The organism is Brevundimonas sp. (genome assembly GCF_035627055.1).
Classification (GTDB): Bacteria; Pseudomonadota; Alphaproteobacteria; order Caulobacterales; family Caulobacteraceae; genus Brevundimonas.
Genome location: NZ_DASPMM010000007.1, coordinates 76867 through 95642 on the forward strand (window position 1 = coordinate 76867; position 18776 = coordinate 95642).

17 protein-coding genes are annotated in these 18776 nt (G+C 69.8%); 10 read left to right on the forward strand and 7 right to left on the reverse strand.

What is annotated here, in order from left to right:
• Nucleotides 1–103: 103 nt before the first annotated feature.
• Both VEA98_RS02830 and VEA98_RS02835 read right to left on the reverse strand, forming a co-directional pair.
• On the reverse strand, nt 104–1564 hold the full coding sequence (locus VEA98_RS02830) for a HAMP domain-containing sensor histidine kinase (protein ID WP_324810958.1): 1461 nt from the start codon (nt 1562–1564) through the stop codon (nt 104–106).
• 40 nt (nt 1565–1604) lie between these two features.
• On the reverse strand, nt 1605–2327 hold the full coding sequence (locus VEA98_RS02835) for a TVP38/TMEM64 family protein (protein WP_324810959.1): 723 nt from the start codon (nt 2325–2327) through the stop codon (nt 1605–1607).
• A 119-nt stretch (nt 2328–2446) separates the two neighbouring features.
• Here VEA98_RS02835 and rpmH point away from each other — a divergent pair, with 119 nt between their 5' ends.
• From rpmH to VEA98_RS02860, 5 genes are all read left to right on the forward strand, one after another.
• Nucleotides 2447–2581, forward strand: coding sequence for a 50S ribosomal protein L34 (gene rpmH / locus VEA98_RS02840; RefSeq protein ID WP_003164000.1), 135 nt, complete (start codon nt 2447–2449; stop codon nt 2579–2581).
• 25 nt (nt 2582–2606) lie between these two features.
• Entirely contained in the window at nt 2607–3011 is a 405-nt protein-coding gene (gene rnpA, locus VEA98_RS02845; RefSeq protein ID WP_324810960.1) for a ribonuclease P protein component, read from the forward strand.
• 5 nt (nt 3012–3016) lie between these two features.
• A complete protein-coding gene (gene yidC, locus VEA98_RS02850) occupies nt 3017–4819 on the forward strand; it encodes a membrane protein insertase YidC (protein WP_324810961.1) in 1803 nt (600 codons plus the stop codon).
• Between the two features lies 1 nt (nt 4820).
• Nucleotides 4821–5462 (forward strand): ribosome biogenesis GTP-binding protein YihA/YsxC, encoded by a 642-nt coding sequence (yihA, locus tag VEA98_RS02855; RefSeq protein WP_324810962.1) that lies wholly within the window; start codon nt 4821–4823, stop codon nt 5460–5462.
• Between the two features lie 188 nt (nt 5463–5650).
• Nucleotides 5651–6616 (forward strand): alpha/beta hydrolase, encoded by a 966-nt coding sequence (locus tag VEA98_RS02860; protein WP_324810963.1) that lies wholly within the window; start codon nt 5651–5653, stop codon nt 6614–6616.
• Here VEA98_RS02860 and VEA98_RS02865 read toward each other — a convergent pair.
• The 4 genes from VEA98_RS02865 to VEA98_RS02880 form a co-directional block, all read right to left on the reverse strand.
• Nucleotides 6613–7599, reverse strand: coding sequence for an LLM class flavin-dependent oxidoreductase (locus VEA98_RS02865; protein WP_324810964.1), 987 nt, complete (start codon nt 7597–7599; stop codon nt 6613–6615). The genes VEA98_RS02860 and VEA98_RS02865 overlap by 4 nt on opposite strands.
• Before the next feature lie 41 nt (nt 7600–7640).
• Entirely contained in the window at nt 7641–8582 is a 942-nt protein-coding gene (locus VEA98_RS02870) for a pirin family protein (RefSeq protein ID WP_324810965.1), read from the reverse strand.
• A gap of 12 nt (nt 8583–8594) precedes the next feature.
• The gene (locus VEA98_RS02875) at nt 8595–9878 is read right to left on the reverse strand and encodes a hypothetical protein (RefSeq protein ID WP_324810966.1); all 1284 of its coding nucleotides are present in this window, start codon (nt 9876–9878) and stop codon (nt 8595–8597) included.
• Nucleotides 9879–9955: 77 nt separating this feature from the next.
• Complete coding sequence (locus VEA98_RS02880; protein ID WP_324810967.1) at nt 9956–10444, reverse strand: Lrp/AsnC family transcriptional regulator; 489 nt, start codon at nt 10442–10444, stop codon at nt 9956–9958.
• A 145-nt stretch (nt 10445–10589) separates the two neighbouring features.
• Here VEA98_RS02880 and VEA98_RS02885 point away from each other — a divergent pair, with 145 nt between their 5' ends.
• The 5 genes from VEA98_RS02885 to VEA98_RS02905 all read left to right on the forward strand — a co-directional run bounded on the left by VEA98_RS02885 (nt 10590) and on the right by VEA98_RS02905 (nt 17524).
• A complete protein-coding gene (locus tag VEA98_RS02885) occupies nt 10590–11825 on the forward strand; it encodes a 3-methyl-2-oxobutanoate dehydrogenase (2-methylpropanoyl-transferring) subunit alpha (protein WP_324810968.1) in 1236 nt (411 codons plus the stop codon).
• A gap of 59 nt (nt 11826–11884) precedes the next feature.
• On the forward strand, nt 11885–12952 hold the full coding sequence (locus VEA98_RS02890) for an alpha-ketoacid dehydrogenase subunit beta (protein WP_349255646.1): 1068 nt from the start codon (nt 11885–11887) through the stop codon (nt 12950–12952).
• 1 nt (nt 12953) lies between these two features.
• On the forward strand, nt 12954–14669 hold the full coding sequence (locus VEA98_RS02895; RefSeq protein ID WP_324810970.1) for a 2-oxo acid dehydrogenase subunit E2: 1716 nt from the start codon (nt 12954–12956) through the stop codon (nt 14667–14669).
• Between the two features lie 174 nt (nt 14670–14843).
• Entirely contained in the window at nt 14844–16238 is a 1395-nt protein-coding gene (gene lpdA / locus VEA98_RS02900) for a dihydrolipoyl dehydrogenase (RefSeq protein ID WP_324810971.1), read from the forward strand.
• 233 nt (nt 16239–16471) lie between these two features.
• Nucleotides 16472–17524 carry a substrate-binding domain-containing protein gene (locus VEA98_RS02905; protein WP_324810972.1) on the forward strand — a complete coding sequence of 351 codons (1053 nt, stop codon included), beginning with the start codon at nt 16472–16474 and terminating at the stop codon, nt 17522–17524.
• A 52-nt stretch (nt 17525–17576) separates the two neighbouring features.
• Here the strand turns inward: VEA98_RS02905 and VEA98_RS02910 are convergent, their stop codons facing one another.
• Nucleotides 17577–18662: a glycosyltransferase family 1 protein gene (locus VEA98_RS02910; RefSeq protein WP_324810973.1), complete on the reverse strand. Its 1086-nt coding sequence runs from the start codon at nt 18660–18662 to the stop codon at nt 17577–17579.
• Between the last annotated feature and the right edge of the window lie 114 nt (nt 18663–18776).

The window sequence follows — 18776 nt, forward strand, 5'->3', positions numbered from 1 at the left end:
GCGGGGCTCCTTCGTGCAAAGGCCTGGCCAGCAAGCTGGGCCGTTTCGCGGCGATCTACGACTGATAACGCCGGTCGCGCGATTTGGAGCCGCGGCCCGCCCGTCAGTCCGGCAGGCGAAGCTCGAAGGTCGTCCCCTGCGGCCCCGTGTCGACCAGGGCCAGGTCGCCGCCGTGGCGAACCGCCAGTTCGCGCGAAATGGTCAGGCCCAGCCCCGTCCCGTCAGAGCTCCTCCCGCTGACGAACGGCTCGAACAGCTGGTCGGAGAGCCGCGGCGGGATTCCGGGTCCGTCGTCGGCGATGCGCACCACCGCCGTCCCGTCCTGGTGGACGGCGCTGACCTTGACCAGACCCTTGCGGCCGACGCGGCTCGTGTCGCCCTCGATGGCCTGGCGGGCGTTGCGCATCAGGTTGACCAGGATGCGGTGCAGCTGGTCCGGGTCGGCGTGGACGGTGAACCGGGCCGGAATGGCCTTGCTCAGCCGCACCCCCTCGTCCGACAGGCCGGAGTCCTCGGCCGCCACGGCCACGGCGGGGGCGAGGGCGAAGCGCGTCCGCTGCGGCGCCGGCTCCTCGCTGCGGCCATATTCCAGCACATTGCGCGACAGGGCCGCCGCCCGGCCCAGCGCCCGCTCCAGCCGCGGCAGGGCCTTGGCCACGATCGGGTCAGGAGAATCCGCCAGCCGCTCGGAGGCGATCTGCGCCGAGGTCAGCATGTTGCGCAGGTCGTGGTTGATCTTGGCCACCGCCTCGCCCAGCGCCACCAGCCGGGCCCGTGAGCGCAGCGACTGGCGCACCTCGTCCTGCATCCGCGCCAGTTCGCGCTCGACCCGGCCGATCTCGTCGTGGCGGTCGCCGGGCGGATCGCCCTCCGCCTCGGGATCGAGGGCGAACCGCTCGATCGACCGCGTCACCCGCCGCAGCGGCTGCAGCACCAGGAAGGCGAGACCGCCGTACAGCAGGCCGCCCGCGACCAGCGAGATCAGCAGGGACATCAGCAGGCTGTTCAGCAGGAAGGCGCGCAGCTCCATCTTCAGCGGCTGGGCCGGGGCGAGGATTTCGATGAAGTCGCCCGAGCGGTACCGGGGCCGGGCCTGGACCCGGATCGACCGGTCGGGGTGGCCGGACAGCGTCCGCCACGGATCGAGGATCCGCGTCACCGGCCGGTTCTGGCGCAGGTCGATCAGGTCCGGCGTGCGCGGCAGGTTCGGGGCCTGCAGCAGCAGGCGGCGCACGCCCTGGTCGCCGACGACCACCGCCTGCACCCCGCCGATGGCCAGCAGCTGCTCGGCCACATCGTCCTCGACCGCGGAATAGGGCAGGGCCTCGACGCCGACGGAGGCCAGTTCGGCCGACTGCAGCCGGTCCAGCAGCCAGCGCTCGTGGAAGCTGGCGGCGCTGGGAGCGATGATCAGCACCTCGACGACGACGGTGAAGATGAAGGTCAGGGCCAGCAGCCGCCACGCCAGGGCGTCAGGGGCGTGGATGCGCAGCCGTTCGCGCCAGTCGGCGGGCAGGCGCAGGCCGCGCCGCACATCGCTCAGCAGGGGACGCGCCTCGCTCATGCAGGGCCTAACGCAAAGCTTGGGCCAATGGCTGCGTTGCTCACGCCGCGCCCCGCCGCCGCAGCGCCGCCTGGACCGCCTTCATCGCGAACGGCAGCACCACGGCCAGCACGAAAACCCCGGCCATCGGGGCCCAGAACTGGTTGAACAGCGCCTGGAAGTCGGGGTCAGGGTCGCTGACCAGCAGGGTGTTCAGCCGCGCCCCGATCCAGCAGTAGATGATGTGCGCCGGCAGCAGGCCGATCACCGTGGCGACGGTGTAGGGGAGCAGCCGCACGGCCATCATGCCGGCGGCGATGTTGATCATGTGGAACGGCACCACCACGGCCAGCCGCGAGGCCAGCACGTACCAGAACGTATCCTTGTCTATGGCGGCGCAGACCTTCTGCATCAGGCCCTGGTCCCGCTCCGCCTTGCGCCGCAGCGCCTCGCCCAGGGCGGATCGGGTCACGGCGTAGACGACCAGGGCGCCGCCCGTGGCCGCGATCGAGGTCGAAACCCCGCCGATCCACGGACCGAACAGATAGCCGGCGGTGATGGTGACGAAGAAGACGCCCGGCACCACGCTGGCCGTCAGGGCGGCGAACAGCAGCATCAGGATCAGCAGGCTCAGGACATAGTTCTGCGCCGTGAAGTCGCGGAAGGTCTGGCCATGGTCGCGCAGGGTGTCGAGCGACAGGTAGCGGTTCCAGCCCATGGCGAAGATCAGGGTGATCACGCAAGCCAGCGCGATGAGGGGCAGGAAGCGTTTCACCCGGTGCATCGTCTCTCCGCTGACCGCTCGCGGCGTTGACACCACGGGCTTCCCCGCTTATACGCCCGCCCTTCCCGCGACGGACCTCTTTCCGCCGCCCACCTTGTTTTCAGTCCCAGGAGCCGACCGTGAAGCGGACCTATCAGCCGTCGCGACTCGTGCGCAAGCGCCGTCACGGCTTCCGTTCGCGGATGGCCACCAAGAACGGACAGAAGATCGTTGCGCGCCGCCGCGCCAAGGGCCGCAAGCGCCTGACGGCCTAAGTCGTCCGGCGCCTGTGCAGGGCGCATGGCCGAATCGTTCAAAATCGAGCGCCTGAAATCGCGGCCCCAGTTTCTGGCGGCCGCGAAAGGCGTTTCAGAGGCTCGCGGCGCCGTGGTCGTCCAGCGGCTGGACCGCGGCGACGGCGACCCCACCGTGCGGCTGGGCTTCACCGCCACGCGCAAGGTCGGCGGCGCGGTGGTCCGCAACCGCGCCAAGCGCCGGCTCCGGGAGGCCGCCCGCGCCCTCGCCCCCGACCTGGCCCGTCCCGGCAGCGACTATGTCTTCATCGCCCGCATGGGCACGGCGGACCGTCCGTGGGACCGTTTGCTTGACGATGTGAAATCGGCGCTTACAAGGCTCGCGACCCCGCGGTCGGCGCCTCATGTCGCGCGCCACGCACCGACATCGCCCGCCGGCCAGGACCACTGACCTCCATGCCCCCCCAAGAAAATAGCCGCAACACGATCATCTTCCTCGTGATCGCGGGCCTCATGCTGGCCGCCTACAGCTACTTCGTGATGAAGCCGCAGACCGAGCAGCGGCGCGCGGCCCAGGCGGCCGCCGAGTCACAGGCCGCGGCGCCGGTCACCGCCCCCTCGCCCAGCGCCGCCGTCTTCACCGAGGACCGCACCGTCGCCCTCGCGCGCAACGGCGCCCGGGTGCCGATCCGCACCGGCACCCTCACCGGCTCGCTGTCGCTGACCGGCGGCCGTATCGACGACCTGTTCCTGACCCGATACCGCGAGAGCATCGACGCCGGCGCGCCGGCCGTCGAACTGTTCCGCCCCGAGGGCATGAAGCACGCCTTCTTCGCCCAGTTCGGCTGGAGCGGCCCGAACATCCCGGGCGGCGTCCCGGGGCCGGCCACGCCGTGGCGGCTGACCCAGGGCTCGACCCTGACGCCGGCGACGCCCGTCGTCCTGACCTGGGACAACGGCGCCGGCCTGCGCTTCACGCGCCGGGTCAGCGTCGACGAGCAGTACATGTTCACCATCACCGATACGGTCGCCAACTACAGCGCCCAGCCGGTGACCATGACCCCGGCGGCCACCGTGCTGCGCCAGGGTGTGCCGACCACCCTGGGCAAGAACCAGGTCCTGCATGAGGGCGCCATCGGCACCTTCGGCGACGGCGAGGCCTATTCGACGACCCAGCTCAAATATGGCGGCTGGGCCAAGAAGAAGGGGCCCGAGGAGCACGAGTCCGTCGGCGGCTGGCTGGGCATTACGGACAAATACTGGATGGCCGCGTTGATCCCGGACCAGTCCGAGCGCATCAACGCCGAGTTCCGCGTCAGCGGGCCGGGCGAGGCTGCCGAGCGGGCTCACATCGTCGGCATGCTGGGCGAGGCCCACACCATCCAGCCGAACACCCAGATCACCGAGACCCAGCGCCTGTTCGCCGGGGCCAAGCGCAACGAGATCCTCTCGGGCTACGAGGAGTCCCTCGACCTGCCGCGCTTCGTCTACGCCATCGACTGGGGCTTCCTGTTCTTCCTGACCCGGCCGATCTTCTGGATCGTCGAGCAGCTCTACGCCCTCCTGGGGAATTTCGGCCTCGCCATCCTCGGCCTGACCCTGCTCGTCCGCCTCGTGATGTTCCCGCTCGCCAACAAGAGCTACGCGAGCATGTCGAAGATGCGGAACCTCCAGCCGAAGATGGAGGAGATCAAGAAGAAGCATCCCGACGAGCCGCAGAAGCAGCAGCAGGAGATCATGGCCCTGTACCAGCGGGAGAAGATCAATCCCCTGGCCGGCTGCCTGCCGCTGCTGCTCCAGATCCCGGTCTTCTACGCCGTCTACAAGATGCTGTTCGTGACCATCGAGATGCGCCACCAGCCCTTCTTCGGCTGGATCCGCGACCTCTCGGCCCCGGACCCGACGACGATCTGGAACCTGTTCGGCCTGCTGCCGTGGGATCCGGCCTCGACGCCGGTGATCGGGACCTACCTGGCCGGCACCTTCGCCCTCAGCGTCCTCGCCATCTTCTACGGCCTGACCATGTGGCTGCAGATGTCGATGAGCCCGCCGGCGCCCGATCCGATGCAGCGCCGCATCTTCCAGTTCATGCCGATCGTGTTCACCTTCATCATGGCCACCTTCCCGGCGGGCCTGCTGATCTACTGGGCGTGGTCGAACATCCTGACCGTCGTGCAGCAGTACGTGATCATGCACCGGCTGAAGACCGAGAACCCGATCGACACCTTCTTCGACCGCATGAAGAAGGCGAAGGCCTGAGTTGGACGACTTCACCCCCGAGGAACTGGAGCAGGCGCGTATCCTGTTCGCGCGTCCCGCCACCTTCGTCATGGGGTGCGCCAAGATCGAGCAACTGCCCGATCCGGACCTGCCCGAGATCGCCTTCGCCGGCCGCTCCAACGTCGGCAAGTCCAGCCTGATCAACGGCCTCGTCGGCATGCACAAGCTGGCCCGGGCCTCGAACGAGCCGGGACGCACGCGCGAGGTCAATTTCTTCGATCTCGACGGCCGGATGCGGCTGGTCGACCTGCCCGGCTACGGCTGGGCCAAGGCCTCCAAGTCGACGGTGAAGAAATTCCAGGACCTCGGCCGCGACTACCTGCGCGGCCGCGTCACCCTGAAGCGGGTCTATCTGCTGATCGACGCCCGCCACGGCCTCAAGAAGGTCGATGACGAGGCCCTCGACGCCCTCGACCTCGCCGCCGTCAGCTACCAGATCGTCCTGACCAAGGCCGACAAGCTGAAGAAGGGCGAGGCCGAGAAGGTCCAGGCCGCCACCCTCAAGGCCATCGCCAAACGCCCCGCCGCCTATCCGGCGGTGATCGTCACCTCCGCCGAAAAGGGCGACGGCCTGCCCGAACTCCGCGCCGAGATCATGCGCACGACGGGCGTGACGCTGTAGCCGTCTCCTCCCCGCTTGCGGGGAGGGGGACCATGCGAAGCATGGTGGAGGGGCGCCGCGTCGCTCCATGCTCGAGGTCCGGGACGCCGCGGACACCCCTCCACCGCTTCGCGGTCCCCCTCCCCATTCGCTGCGCGAACAGGGAGGAGACGCTTGCCCGACAAGCCGGCAAATGATCCGTTGCTCCGATGCAGACCCGCCACATCCAGACCGATGGCCTGAACCAGCAGATCCTCGAGGCCGGAACCGGCCCGCTGGTCCTGCTCATCCACGGCTTCCCCGAACTGGGGATCAGCTGGCGCGCCCAGGTCGGGGCCCTCGCCGCCGCCGGCTTTCATGCCGTCGCCCCCGACATGCGCGGCTACGGCGGAACCGACAAGCCCGCCGACACGACCGCCTACGGCATGCTCGACCTGGTCGGCGACGTGGTCGATCTGGTCCGGGCCCTGGGCGAGACCGCCTGCGTCGTCGTCGGCCATGATTTCGGCGCCGCCGTCGCCTGGCAGTGCGCCCTCACCCGGCCGGACGTGTTCCGGGCCGTCTTCGGCCTGTCGGTGCCCTTCCAGCCGCGCCGGTTGAAGGGCCCGCCCACCGCCGCCATGACCGCCATCACCAGGCGGGCCGGGCTCGGCGTGCTCTACATCAACCAGTTCCAGGAACCGGATGCCCACGCGGCGTTCGACGCCGATCCGGCCACGGCCCTGCGCAAGGCCTTCTACGCCTACGACGGCGCCACGCCGGACGGCCGCCAGTCGACCGGCTTCTTCCCCGAAGGCCAGACCCTGCTCTCCACCATTCCCGACGACGCAACCCTGCCGCCGTGGATGAGCGACGCCCATTTCGCCGAATACGTCGCCGCCTTCTCCGCCGGCGGCTTCAAGGGTCCGGTGGACTGGTACCGAAATCTGGATGCGAACTGGGCCGCCACCGCCTTCCTGCAGGACGCCCGCATCCGCGTTCCCGCCGCCTTCGCCGTCGGAGAGCGCGACCCCGTCCGCCACTACGCCGGCCCCGCCGAGGCCGGACTGAAGGACTGGCTTGCCGATCTGCGGATGCAGCAGGTCGTCCCCGGCGCCGGCCACTGGATCCAGCAGGAGCGGCCCGACGAGGTGAACCGCCTGCTGCTCGACTTCCTCGGACAGGTTGGCGGCTAGAGCCCCTCGGCCGCCTCCGCCGTGACCTCGAGGCTGCGCACGCGGGCGTCCAGGTCGTGGACCATGCCGGTGACCATGACCTCGTCCACGCCGGTCAGGCCGATGAACTCGGCCAGCTGCGCCCGCACCGTCTCCCGGCCCCCGATGGCCGCATAGGTCAGCCGGCTCTCCACGGCCGCGATCTGCCGCGCGTCCAGCACCGTCGTGATGTCGTCGACCGGCGGCTTCAGCCGGCCCGGCTTGCCGGTCACCACCGCCGCGAAGGCCTGCTGCATCGAGGTCGACAGCCGCTGCGCCTCAGCGTCCGTATCGGCGGCGAAGACGTTGAACGCCGCCATGGCGTAAGGTTGCTCCAGCTGTTTCGACGGCCGGAACCCCTCGCGGTAGGTCCGCAGCGCCGGCAGCAGCAGCTCGGGCGCGAAATGGCTGGCGAAGGCGAAGGGCAGGCCCAGATGCGCCGCCAGTTCGGCGCTGAACAGGCTGGAGCCGAGCAGCCAGAGCGGAACCTTCGACCCCTGCCCCGGATACGCCGCCACCCGCTGGCCCTCGACCGCCGGGGCGAGGAAGGCCTGCAGCTCCAGAACGTCCCTCGGGAACTGGTCGGCGGCCTCAAAATAGCGGCGCAGGGCCCGCGCCGTCTCGCCGTCCGTGCCCGGCGCCCGGCCGAGCCCCAGGTCGATCCGCCCCGGATGAAGAGCCTCCAGGGTGCCGAACTGCTCGGCGATCACCAGCGGCGCGTGGTTGGGCAGCATCACCCCGCCCGAACCGACCCGGATGGTCTTCGTCGCCGCCGCCACATGGGCCAGGGCCACCGCCGTCGCGGCGCTGGCGATGCCCGGCATGTTGTGATGTTCCGCCAGCCAGAAGCGGGTGTAGCCCAGCCGTTCCGCCGCCCGCGCCAGTTCGGTGGTTTCCAGCAGGGCGCGCCGGGCGTCGCCGCCCTCCACGATCGGCGACAGGTCGAGAACGGAGAATGCGGTCATGGCCGGTAGATCGGCGCGCAGGCCCCGAATTCAAGCCGGCTTCAGACCGGGTCGGTCGGCCCCGGCTTCACCGCCTCCGGCGCCGGCTCCGGCGTCGACGGCACGTCCGGCAGGGGGATGAACTCCCCGTCGTCCTCGGCCGGCAGGGCCATTCGGCCCGCCTTCCAGTCGGCCTTGGCCTGGTCGATCCGCTCCTGTTTCGAATGGACGAAATTCCACCAGATCAGCCGGGGCCCGACCGGCTCGCCGCCCAGCACCATCACCGTCGAGGGCCGCACCGCCCGCACCGTCGGCTCCGCGGTCGGCTCCAGCACGATCATCTGCCCCTCATGGAAGGTGCGGTCGCCGACCTCGATCTCGCCCCTGGCCACATACAGGGCCCGTTCCGAATAGCCGCCCGCCACGCCCCGCCCCGGCGGCGGCGTGGTGCGCACGCCCTCGGCCAGCTCCCAATGGACGTAGAACAGCGGCGAGGACGTCGGGACCGCCGCCCTGGCCCCATAGGCCTCGCCGGCCACCAGCCGCGCGAACAGGCCGCCGTTCTCATAGGCCGGCTGGTCCGCCTCGCCGTGGTGATGGAAGGACGGATCGACCTCCTCCGCCTCGACCGGCAGGGCGATCCACGCCTGCATGCCGTGCATCGGTCCGCCGCGGCTCTTCTTCAGCGGATCGGTGCGTTCGGAGTGGACCACGCCCTTCCCCGCCGTCATCCAGTTGACCTCGCCCGGCCGGATCGCCTGGGTGGCGCCGGTGTTGTCCCGGTGCATGATCTCGCCCTCGAACAGATAGCTCAGGGTCGACAGGCCGATGTGCGGATGCGGCCGCACGTTGATCGCATCGGCCCCGGGCGCGAACTCGGCCGGCCCCATCTGGTCGAGGAAGATGAACGGCCCGACCATGCGCCGCGCATGGAACGGCAGCACCCGTCCGACCTCGAACCCGCCGAGGTCCTTGCGCCGGGCGTCGATCACCATCTCGATCATTTGCGTATCCTGTCAGTCGAGCCGCAGCCGGGAGATCAGCGCCGGGTCGGGCTCCGGCGTCGTCAGCGCCCCCTCCCGGTCGAAATCGCTCCACTGCGAGCGCGATACGAACACCAGTTCGCCGTTGTGGACCAGACCCGTCGTCGGCTCGACAATCTCCGGCAGGTTGGCCGCCAGCACCTCCACCGCCTCGATCCGGCTCCAGTCGGGGTCGGGCGTCAGCCTCAGCACCCGCTGCGGGGCCGTGCCGTTCTGCAGCGCATAGAGGACCCGCCCGTCGCAGATCAGGCCGTCGATGCCGATCAGGCTGGCGTTCGACGGCGCCGAAAGCCGCACCGCCGCCCCGCTCGCCCGGTCCACCCGCCAGATCCCGGACGAATAGTCCGCCACGATCAGGGCCGCGCCGTCAGGAGTCAGCGCCATGCCCTGCGGCGACCGCATCGGCCCCGAGGGCAGCAGCACCTCCAGCGCCTCGCCGCCCGGCCGCAGCTGGAACAGGTCCCCGCCGGCGGCATAGACGGTCCCGTCCGGACCCAACGCCACATCGCCAAGCGAGCCGTTGTCCGCCGGAGCCGGATAGCGCGCCAGCACCCGCCCGCTCGCCGCATCGATCTTCAGCAGGGCCGGCCCGGGCCGCGGAACCCCTTCGGCCAGGCCGTTCACTGCCGGAGGCACGGGCGCCGTCGCGGCCCACAGCACCCCGGCCGGCGCATCCATGACCAGCCCCAGAACCCCGCTGAGCTCCGCACCGGCCAGGAACGGCGCCACCGCGCCCGCATCGTCCAGCGCCACGATGGTCCGCCCCCGCACCTGCGCCACCAGCCACCGGCCGCGCGCCTCGTCCCGCGCCACGCTCTCCACCAGTCCGCCGCCCGGGATCGCCGCCAGCAGCGTAAGACGGTCCGCCCCGGCCGGCGTCCGGTTGGCCTCCACGGCCGCCTCCAGCGCCGCGAACCCCGGCTGCTCCGCCAGTGCGGCCAGCGCGGGGTCGCCGCCGAGGTTCATCGACAGGCCTGTGTCGGCATAGCGCTGCGCCAGGGCGACGGCGTCCGCCGGCCGCCCGGCCGCCGCGGCCAGCCTGGCGCGCATCAGCATCAGCCCGGGATGATTGGGAATGCGCGCGTCCGCTTCGGCCAGCTTCTGTTCGGCGGTCGCCAGGTCGTCCGCGTTCGCCGCCGCCACGGCCTCGGCGCGCAGCCGCTGGAAGGCCGCGACGTCGGTCTCCGCCTCCTGCGCCAGAACGGGCGCGGCGCAGGCCAGAAGGCCCGCCAATGCGATGGCTGCGGTCACGCGCATGACGATCCCCTCCCAAGGTCCGCCACGACTATCCGCCCGACCGAGGCATCGGCCAAGTCAAGGATCGGTAATGTCGCTCAGCCCACGTGCGGCGTGACGATGCCCAGCGGCAGGGAGGTCACGTTCTTCACCCCGCGGGTCACGATATGGCTCTCGCAGTCCGAAACGATGCCGAGGCTGAGCAGCTTCTCGCGCAGGAACCGGTCGAAGGCGTGCATGTCCGAGGTGATGATGCGCAGCACATAATCCTCACGGCCGGTGATGGTGGCGCACTGCACCACCTCGGGCCAGTTGGCCACGGCCGCCTCGAAGACGTCGAGGTTCTCGGTCGAGGGCAGGCTCAGCTTGACGATGGCGTAGACCTCGAAGTCCAGGCCCAGCTTGGTGGCGTCGAGCAGGGTCACCCGCTTGCGGATGAAGCCCGTATCCTCCAGTCTCTTGATCCGGCGCCAGCACGGCGAGGCGGACAGACCCACCCGTTCGGCGACCTCGGCCACGGACAGTCCGGCGTCCTGTTGCAGGATGTCCAGTATGCGGGCGTCCACGGGATCCAGATCGTCGGCCAAGGCGTTTCTCCGGTTCAACTTATGGCGCAATAAAATACCCGTGAACCGGCATATGCAAGGTCAAAATCGAGCGAGCCTTGGCTGAAAGACCGTGCTACAGGGCGCCGGAGGAAACGCGGTCGGATCAACCGGACGGCAGGACGGAATGAAAAAGCCTAACACCCAGCCCCTCTCGCTGCGCGTGCCGGAGCCTTCCGGCCGCCCGGGCGACAGGCCGGACTTCAGCCACCTCAAGCTCGACGCGCCCGGCGCGGTCGAACGCCCCGACGTCTCCACCGCGCCCTTCGACATGCGCGACCACGCCTTCAAGCTGGTCCGGGTCCTCGATGACAACGGCCAGGCCGTCGGCCCGTGGAACCCGAAGCTGGACGCCGAGACCCTGCGTAAGGGGCTCAAGGCGATGATCCTGACCCGCGCCTTCGACGACCGGATGCATCGCGCCCACCGCCAGGGCAAGACCAGCTTCTACATGAAATGCACCGGCGAAGAGGCCATCGCGGTCGCCCAGGGCATGATCCTGTCCCGCGAGGACATGGGCTTCCCGACCTACCGCCAGCAGGGCCTGCTGATCGCGCGCGGCTATCCGCTCGCGACCATGATGAACCAGATCTATTCCAACGCCTCCGACCCGATCAAAGGCCGCCAGCTGCCGATCATGTATTCGGCGAAGGACTACGGCTTCTTCACCATCTCGGGAAACCTCGGCACCCAGGTGCCGCAGGCCGTGGGCTGGGCCATGGCCAGCGCCTACAAGGGCGATGACAAGATCGCCATCAGCTGGATCGGCGACGGCGCCACGGCGGAAGGCGACTTCCACAACGCCCTGACCTTCGCCGCCGTCTACCGCGCCCCGGTGATCCTCAACGTCGTCAACAACCAGTGGGCCATCTCGTCCTTCATGGGCATCGCCGGCGGGCTGGAGACCACCTTCGCCTCCAAGGCCATCGGCTACGGCCTTCCCGCCCTGCGCGTCGACGGCAACGACTTCCTCGCCGTCTGGGCCGCGACCCAGTGGGCCGAAGAGCGCGCCCGCACCAACCAGGGCGCGACCGTCATCGAGCTGTTCACCTATCGCGGCGCCCCGCACTCGACCTCGGACGATCCCAGCCGCTATCGCCCCGGCGACGAGCACGAAAAATGGCCGCTGGGCGACCCCATCGCCCGCCTCAAGCAGCACCTCATCGCTCTGGGCGAATGGTCCGACGAGCAGCAGACCGCCGCCGAGGCGGACGCCGTCGAACAGGTCCGCGCCGCCGGCAAGGAGTCCGAGGCCATCGGCGCCCTCGGCCAGTCGCGCCCCTCGGTGAAGACAATGTTCGAGGAGGTCTACGCCACCGAGGACTGGCGCCTCGTCGAACAGCGCCGCGAGGTCGGAGTCTGAGCATGGCCGAGCAAACCACCTTCACCGAGGCCGACCGCACCGACGGCGTCGAGCCGGACATGGTCGACCAGAACCACGCGCCGAAATCGGAGGCCCCGACCTCGGGCGTCCAGCCGATGAACATGATCCAGGCGCTGAACTCGGCCCTGCACGTCAAGATGGCCGAGGACCCCAACGTCCTCAGCTTCGGCGAGGACGCCGGCTATTTCGGCGGCGTCTTCCGCGTCACCGACCAGCTGCAGCAGAAGCACGGCCTGACCCGCAGCTTCGACGCCCCGATCAGCGAATGCGGCATCGTCGCCGCCGCCATCGGCATGGGCGCCTACGGCCTGCGCCCCGTCGTCGAGATCCAGTTCGCCGACTACATCTATCCGGCCTACGACCAGATCGTCTCCGAGGCGGCCAAGCTGCGCTACCGCTCGGCCGGCCAGTTCACCTCGCCCATCGTGGTGCGCTCGCCCTACGGCGGCGGCATCTTCGGCGGCCAGACGCACAGCCAGTCGCCGGAAAGCCTGTTCACCCACATCGCCGGCCTCAAGGTCGTCATCCCGTCCAACCCCTATGACGCCAAGGGGCTGCTGATGGCGGCCATCGAGGACGACGACCCTGTCATCTTCTTCGAGCCCAAACGCCTCTACAACGGCCCCTTCGACGGCTGGCACCAGAACCCGGTGTCGCCGTGGAAGGCCCAGGACCTGGCCCAGGTCCCGACCGGCAAATACGTCGAGCCGATCGGCAAGGCCCGCGTCATGCGCGAGGGGAACGACGTCACCATCCTGGCCTACGGGACTATGGTCTGGGTGTCGCTGGCGGGCGCCGAACACGCCGGCGTCGACGCCGAGGTCATCGACCTGCGCACCCTCGTGCCGCTCGACATCGAGACCATCGAGGCCAGCGTGAAGAAGACCGGCCGCTGCGTCATCGTCCACGAGGCCCCGAAGACCTCCGGCTTCGGCGGCGAGCTCTCGGCCCTGGTTCAGGAGCGCTGCTTCTACCACCTCGAGGCGCCGATCGCGCGCGTCACCGGCTGGGACACCCCCTATCCGCACGCCTTCGAGTGGGAATATTTCCCCGGTCCGGAACGGGTCGCCGCGGCCCTGAAGTCCGTCATGTCGGGAGGCCGCTGAGATGGGTCGCTTCGTCTTCAAACTGCCCGACGTGGGTGAAGGCACGGCCGAGGCCGAACTGGTCGCCTGGCACGTCAAGGTCGGCGACATGGTCGCCGAGGACCAGATCCTCGCCGACGTCATGACCGACAAGGCCACCGTCGAACTGACCAGCCCGGTCGCCGGCAAGGTCACCGCCGCCCACGGCGAACCCGGCCAGCAGCTGGCGGTGGGGTCTCCGCTGGTGGAGTTCGAGGTCGAGGGCGCGGGGAACGCCAGTGCGACCGCCGACAACCCCTCCACCCCTTCGGGGTCCCCCTCCCCATCCGCAAGCGCGGACGGGGAGGAGACGACCCCCGTCGCCGCTCCTGTCTCCTCCCCACGCAGTGGGGAGGGGGACCGCGAAGCGGTGGAGGGGTCGGCTGCGAGCGCCGGCGCCAACTACGTCTTCAAGCTCCCCGACGTCGGCGAAGGCACCGCTGAGGCCGAGCTCGTCGGCTGGCACGTCGCTGTCGGCGACACGGTCGCCGAAGACCAGATCATCGCCGACGTCATGACCGACAAGGCCACCGTCGAACTGACCTCGCCCGTCGCCGGAACCGTCGTCGCCCTCCACGGCGAGCCCGGCCGGCAGATCGCCGTCGGCGGCCCGCTGGTCTCGTTCAGCGTCGAAGGGAAGGGCAACACCGCGCCTGCGGCCGACCCCTCCACCGCTCCGCGGTCCCCCTCCCTGGCCGCAAGCGCGGCCAGGGAGGAGACCAAGCCGGCCGCCTCGTCTCCTCCCCGTGAAACGGGGAGGGGGACCGCCGAAGGCGGTGGAGGGGTCCAGCCTCCGCGCACCCTCTCCGCCCGCGGTGAACGCCCGCTCGCCTCGCCCGCCGTGCGCAACCGCGCCCGCACCCTCGGCGTCGAGCTCCAGTTCGTCCCCGGCTCCGGCCCCGCCGGCCGCATCGAGCACGGTGACCTCGACGCCTGGGTCGCCCAGGGAGCGCGGACCTCTAGGTCCGCCCCCTCCTCCGGCTCCCTCTACGCCCCGGCCGAAGGAACCACCGAAACCCGCATCATCGGCCTGCGCCGCAAGATCGCGGAGAAGATGGCCGAGTCCGTCCGCCGCATCCCCCACATCACCTATGTCGAGGAGATCGACGTCACCGCGCTGGAGGAGCTTCGCGCCCACCTCAACGCCACGCGGAGGGCCGACCAGCCCAAGCTCAACGTCCTGCCCTTCATCGCCCGCGCCATCGTCGTGGCCCTGCGCGACCAGCCGACGATCAACTCGCACTACGACGACGAGGGCGGCGTCCTGACGACGCACAACGCCGTCCATCTGGGCATCGCCGCCCAGACGCCGAACGGCCTCATGGTCCCCGTCGTCCGCCACGCCGAGGCCCGCGACCCGTACGACACCGCCGCCGAGATCGCCCGCGTCTCCTCCGCCGCCAAGTCGGGCAAGGCCAGCCGCGAGGAGCTGACCGGCTCGACCATCACCATCACCTCGCTGGGCACGCTCGGGGGCATCACCCACACCCCCATCATCAACCACCCCGAGGTCGCCATCGTCGGCCCCAACAAGATTCAGGAGCGGGTCGTGGTGAAGGACGGCCAGATGGTCGTGCGCAAGATGATGAACCTGTCCTCCAGCTTCGATCACCGCATCGTCGACGGCCATGACGCGGCGGTCTTCGTCCAGCGCATCAAGGGTCTGCTGGAGCATCCCGCGACGCTGTGGATGGGGTGAAGGCTGTCTTCCCTTCTCCCATAGGGAGAAGGTGGCGGGGCGGAGCCCCGTCGGATGTGGGGTTACGGCGCCTGACGCCCTTGGCGCCGTAACCCCACACCCTCCCGCCCGGACAAGCCGGTCGGGCCCCTCCCTCTCCCTCAGGGAGAGGGGTCAGACTGGTGAGCGAGCGAGATGCAGCAGATCAAAACCAAAGTCCTGATCATCGGCGCCGGAACCGGCGGCTACGTGGCTGGCATCAGGTGCGGCCAGCTGGGCCTCGACACCGTGCTGGTCGACGGCGGCGACGGGCTGGGCGGCACCTGCCTGAACGTCGGCTGCATCCCGTCCAAGGCCATCATCCACGCGGCCTCGAAATTCGAGACGGTGGCCAAGGCCGCCGACGGCGGCACGCTCGGCATCACCGCGTCCAAGCCCGCCGTCGACCTGTCGCAGACGGTGGCGTGGAAGGACGGCATCGTCAAAAAGCTGAACGCCGGCGTCGCCGCCCTGCTGAAGAAGGCCAAGGTCAAGGTCATCAAGGGCTGGGCGACCTTCTCCGACGCCAAGACCTGCACGGTGAAGACCGCCGACGGCGACATCGGCATCACCGCCGAACACGTCATCCTCGCCACCGGCTCCGAGCCCGTCGAACTGCCCTTCCTGCCCTTCGGCGGCGACGTCATCTCCTCGACCGAGGCCCTGTCGCTGGACAAGGTCCCGAACAAGCTGGTGGTCGTCGGCGGCGGCTATATCGGACTCGAGCTCGGCATCGCCTTCCGCAAGCTCGGCGCCGAGGTGGCCATCGTCGAAATGGCCGACCGCCTGCTGCCGCTCTACGACAAGGCCCTGACCGATCCGGTCGCCAAATGGCTGGAGAAGCACGGCGTCGAACTGCATCTCGGCGCCAAGGCCGGGTCGTTCGAAAAGGGCCAGCTCAACGTCACGACGAAGGACGGCAAGGCGATCAAGCTCAAGGCCGACAAGGTCCTCGTCACCGTCGGCCGCAAGGCGCGGACGCAGGGCTGGGGTCTCGAGAACATGGGCGTGGCCATGAACGGTCCGTTCGTCAAGATCGACGACCGGTGTGCTGCCTCCATGCGCAACGTCTGGGCCGTCGGCGACCTGACCGGCGAACCCATGCTGGCCCACAAGGGCTCGGCGCAGGGCGAGGTCGTCGCCGAGATCATCGCCGGCCATGACCGCCGGTTCGACCCGGTCACCATCGCCGCCGTCTGCTTCACCGAGCCGGAGATCGTCTCCGCCGGCCTCGGCCCGCAGGACGTCGAGGGCCGCGACGACGTCCTCACCGCCGTCTTCCCGCTCGCCGCCATCGGCCGCGCCCTGGCCATCGAGGCCGGCGAGGACGGCGGCTTCGTCCGCGTTCTCGCGTCAAAGACCGACCACCGTCTGCTCGGCGTCCAGGCCGTCGGCCAGCACGTCTCCGAAATGTCCAACAGCTTCGCCCAGATGCTGGAGATGGGCGCGGTGCTGGAAGACGTCGCCGGCGTCATCCACGTCCACCCGACCTTGGGCGAGGCCTTCCACGAAGCCAGCCTGCGGGCGCTGGGGCACGCGATCCACATCTAGCGACAAGGCGACAGGCAGCAGGCAGCAGGCAGCAGGCAGCAGGCAGCAGGCGCCAGGTGAGCACGGCCTGAGCGCGGCTCGACCCGACAACCTGCGACGCCCGGTTCTTTCTTCCTGCTGCCTGCTGCCTGCTGCCTGCTCCCTCACAGAACCGTCACCGTTCCATCGGTTCCCGCGTCACAATCCTGTGGTCCAACCGGCTTCGACAGCCACCGTCGTCGGAGCCTGAATCCATGACCCGCATCCTTCTCGCGGCTTCCGCCGTCGCCCTGCTCGCCCTCGGCGCCTGTGGCGAACAGCAGCCCCCCGCCCGGCCCGCCGCCGGCATCCTCGCCGTCGGTTCCTCGACCGTCTTCCCGTTCGCCAGTCGGGTGGCCGAGACATTCGACCGCAGCTTCGACGGGGCGGCGCCGCGGGTGGAACAGCTCGGCACCGGCGGCGGCATCCAGAAATTCTGCGAGGGCGTCGGCCCCGGCACGCCGGACATCGCCAACGCCTCGCGGCCGATGAAGGCGTCCGAGTTCGAGCTGTGCCGCCGCAACGGCGTCGCCGACATTGTCGAGATCAAGATCGGCTACGACGGCATCGTCATCGCCACCGCCCGCACCGGCGAGAGTTTCGACCTGCGTCTGCAGGATCTCTACCTCGCCCTGGCCGGAGAAACGCCGGGGCCGACCGGCGCCTTCGACGCCAACCCGGCCGCCGCCTGGAACCAGGTCAACCCGGCCCTGCCCGCCCAGCGCATCCAGGTGTATGGCCCGCCGCCCACCTCCGGCACCCGCGACGCCTTCCTCGAGCTCGGCATGGCCCCCGGCGCCAGGCGGATCCCGACCCTCGCGGCCATCCAGGACAAGGACCGGTTCGAGGCCCTCGCCCACACCCTGCGCGAGGACAACGCCTGGATCGACGCCGGCGAGAACGACAACGCCATCGTCCAGACCCTGACCCGCACCCCCGGTTCGCTGGGCGTGTTCGGCTTCTCCTTCCTCGAGCAGAACCTCGACACGGTGAAGGCCGAGACCATCGACGGGGTCGCCCCCTCGCCCGCGACCATCGCCGACGGCTCCTATCCGCTGGCCCGCAGCCTGTTCATCTACGTCAAGAAGCAGCACGTCGGCGTCACCCCCGGCCTGCGCGAGTTCGTGCGGGAGTTCCTGTCCGACGCCGCCGCCGGCCGCGGCGGCTACCTGCAGGACCGGGGTCTGATCCCACTGCCCGCGGACGAGCTCGCCGCCCAGCGCGCGATCGCGACGGAGCTGACGGTGATGGAAGCGCCGGGGGAGTAGGAGCGCAACCGGCGTCTCCTCCCGTTGCAACGCGAATGGGGAGGGGGCGAGACTAGGCCGCCGCCTTCCGCCGCAGCCGCGCGATCCGCCGCAGCCGGCGCCAGAACCGCCCGCGCTCCGGCTCCGGATACGGCTGCAGGTTCTCCACGAACTGCTCCGCCGAGGCGCGCCAGCTGAACTTCTCCGCATAGGCCCGCACCGCCGCCCGGTCGCATTTCAGCGCCTCGAGGCAGGCGACCCGCAGGTCCTTGTCGATGGCCCCGGCGTTCGAGTCCGGGATGATGTCGATCGGCCCGTGCGCCGGATAGGCCGCCACCGGCGTGCCCGTGGCCATGGCCTCCAGGATCACCAGGCCGAAGGTGTCGGTCCAGCTCGGGAAGACGAACACGTCGGCGTCGCGGAAGCAGCGCGCCAGCTCCTCGCCGAACCGCGCGCCGAGGAATTTCGCCTCCGGATATTTCGCTTCCAGCTCGGCCCGCGCCGGTCCGTCGCCGACCACGATCTTGGTCCCCGGCAGGTCGGTCTGCAGGAAGGCCTCGATGTTCTTCTCGACCGCCACCCGGCCGACGTTCAGCCAGAACGGCCGCGGCCAGTCCTTCCCGCCCATCTCGTCATAGATGCGCGGCAGGTCGGGATTGAACTGCTCCGTATCCACCCCTCGCGACCACGGCGAGACGTTGCGGAAGCCGTGCGTCAGCAGTTCGTCGCGCAGCGTCGGCGTGGCCACCATCAGCCGCCCCGACGGCTTGTGGAACCATTTCATGTAGGCGTAACCGACCTGCACCGGGATCGGGAACCGGGCCGAGACGTACTCGGGGAATTTGGTGTGGTAGCTGGTCGTGAACGGCAGCTTCCATTCCACGCAGATGCGCCGCGTGGCAATGCCGATCGGCCCCTCGGTGGCGATGTGCACCGCCTCCGGCTCGAAGGCGCGCAGCCGCTCGCGGATCTCCTCCTCCGCCCCCAGCGCCAGACGGATTTCCGGATAGGTCGGGCAGGGGATGGTCTTGAACTGGCTCGGTTCGATGACCTCGACCTCATGGCCCATGGCGCGGCATTCCGCGATGGTCCGGGTCAGGGTGCGGACGACTCCGTTGACCTGGGGCTCCCAGGCGTCGGTGGCCAGAACGATGCGCATGTGGGCCGGAAGGCTCCGCCGTTGATCGGGGAACCGATCTAGCGGTTTGCGACGGCGTTGGCGAGACGCCGCAGCCTCTCCCGTTTCCTCTCAAAAGGGGCTAGGAGGCGCGCC

What these genes read in the sequence shown, in the direction of transcription:
- rnpA (WP_324810960.1), top strand. Translation starts at nt 2,607, where the DNA reads ATGGCCGAATCGTTCAAAATCGAGCGCCTGAAATCGCGGCCCCAGTTT.
- VEA98_RS02870 (WP_324810965.1), bottom strand. Translation starts at nt 8,582, where the DNA reads ATGATCGAGATGGTGATCGACGCCCGGCGCAAGGACCTCGGCGGGTTC.
- VEA98_RS02875 (WP_324810966.1), bottom strand. Translation starts at nt 9,878, where the DNA reads ATGCGCGTGACCGCAGCCATCGCATTGGCGGGCCTTCTGGCCTGCGCC.
- VEA98_RS02905 (WP_324810972.1), top strand. Translation starts at nt 16,472, where the DNA reads ATGACCCGCATCCTTCTCGCGGCTTCCGCCGTCGCCCTGCTCGCCCTC.
- VEA98_RS02830 (WP_324810958.1), bottom strand. Translation starts at nt 1,564, where the DNA reads ATGAGCGAGGCGCGTCCCCTGCTGAGCGATGTGCGGCGCGGCCTGCGC.
- VEA98_RS02895 (WP_324810970.1), top strand. Translation starts at nt 12,954, where the DNA reads ATGGGTCGCTTCGTCTTCAAACTGCCCGACGTGGGTGAAGGCACGGCC.
- VEA98_RS02910 (WP_324810973.1), bottom strand. Translation starts at nt 18,662, where the DNA reads ATGCGCATCGTTCTGGCCACCGACGCCTGGGAGCCCCAGGTCAACGGA.
- VEA98_RS02835 (WP_324810959.1), bottom strand. Translation starts at nt 2,327, where the DNA reads ATGCACCGGGTGAAACGCTTCCTGCCCCTCATCGCGCTGGCTTGCGTG.
- lpdA (WP_324810971.1), top strand. Translation starts at nt 14,844, where the DNA reads ATGCAGCAGATCAAAACCAAAGTCCTGATCATCGGCGCCGGAACCGGC.
- yidC (WP_324810961.1), top strand. Translation starts at nt 3,017, where the DNA reads ATGCCCCCCCAAGAAAATAGCCGCAACACGATCATCTTCCTCGTGATC.
- VEA98_RS02885 (WP_324810968.1), top strand. Translation starts at nt 10,590, where the DNA reads ATGAAAAAGCCTAACACCCAGCCCCTCTCGCTGCGCGTGCCGGAGCCT.
- VEA98_RS02865 (WP_324810964.1), bottom strand. Translation starts at nt 7,599, where the DNA reads ATGACCGCATTCTCCGTTCTCGACCTGTCGCCGATCGTGGAGGGCGGC.
- VEA98_RS02890 (WP_349255646.1), top strand. Translation starts at nt 11,885, where the DNA reads ATGGTCGACCAGAACCACGCGCCGAAATCGGAGGCCCCGACCTCGGGC.
- VEA98_RS02860 (WP_324810963.1), top strand. Translation starts at nt 5,651, where the DNA reads ATGCAGACCCGCCACATCCAGACCGATGGCCTGAACCAGCAGATCCTC.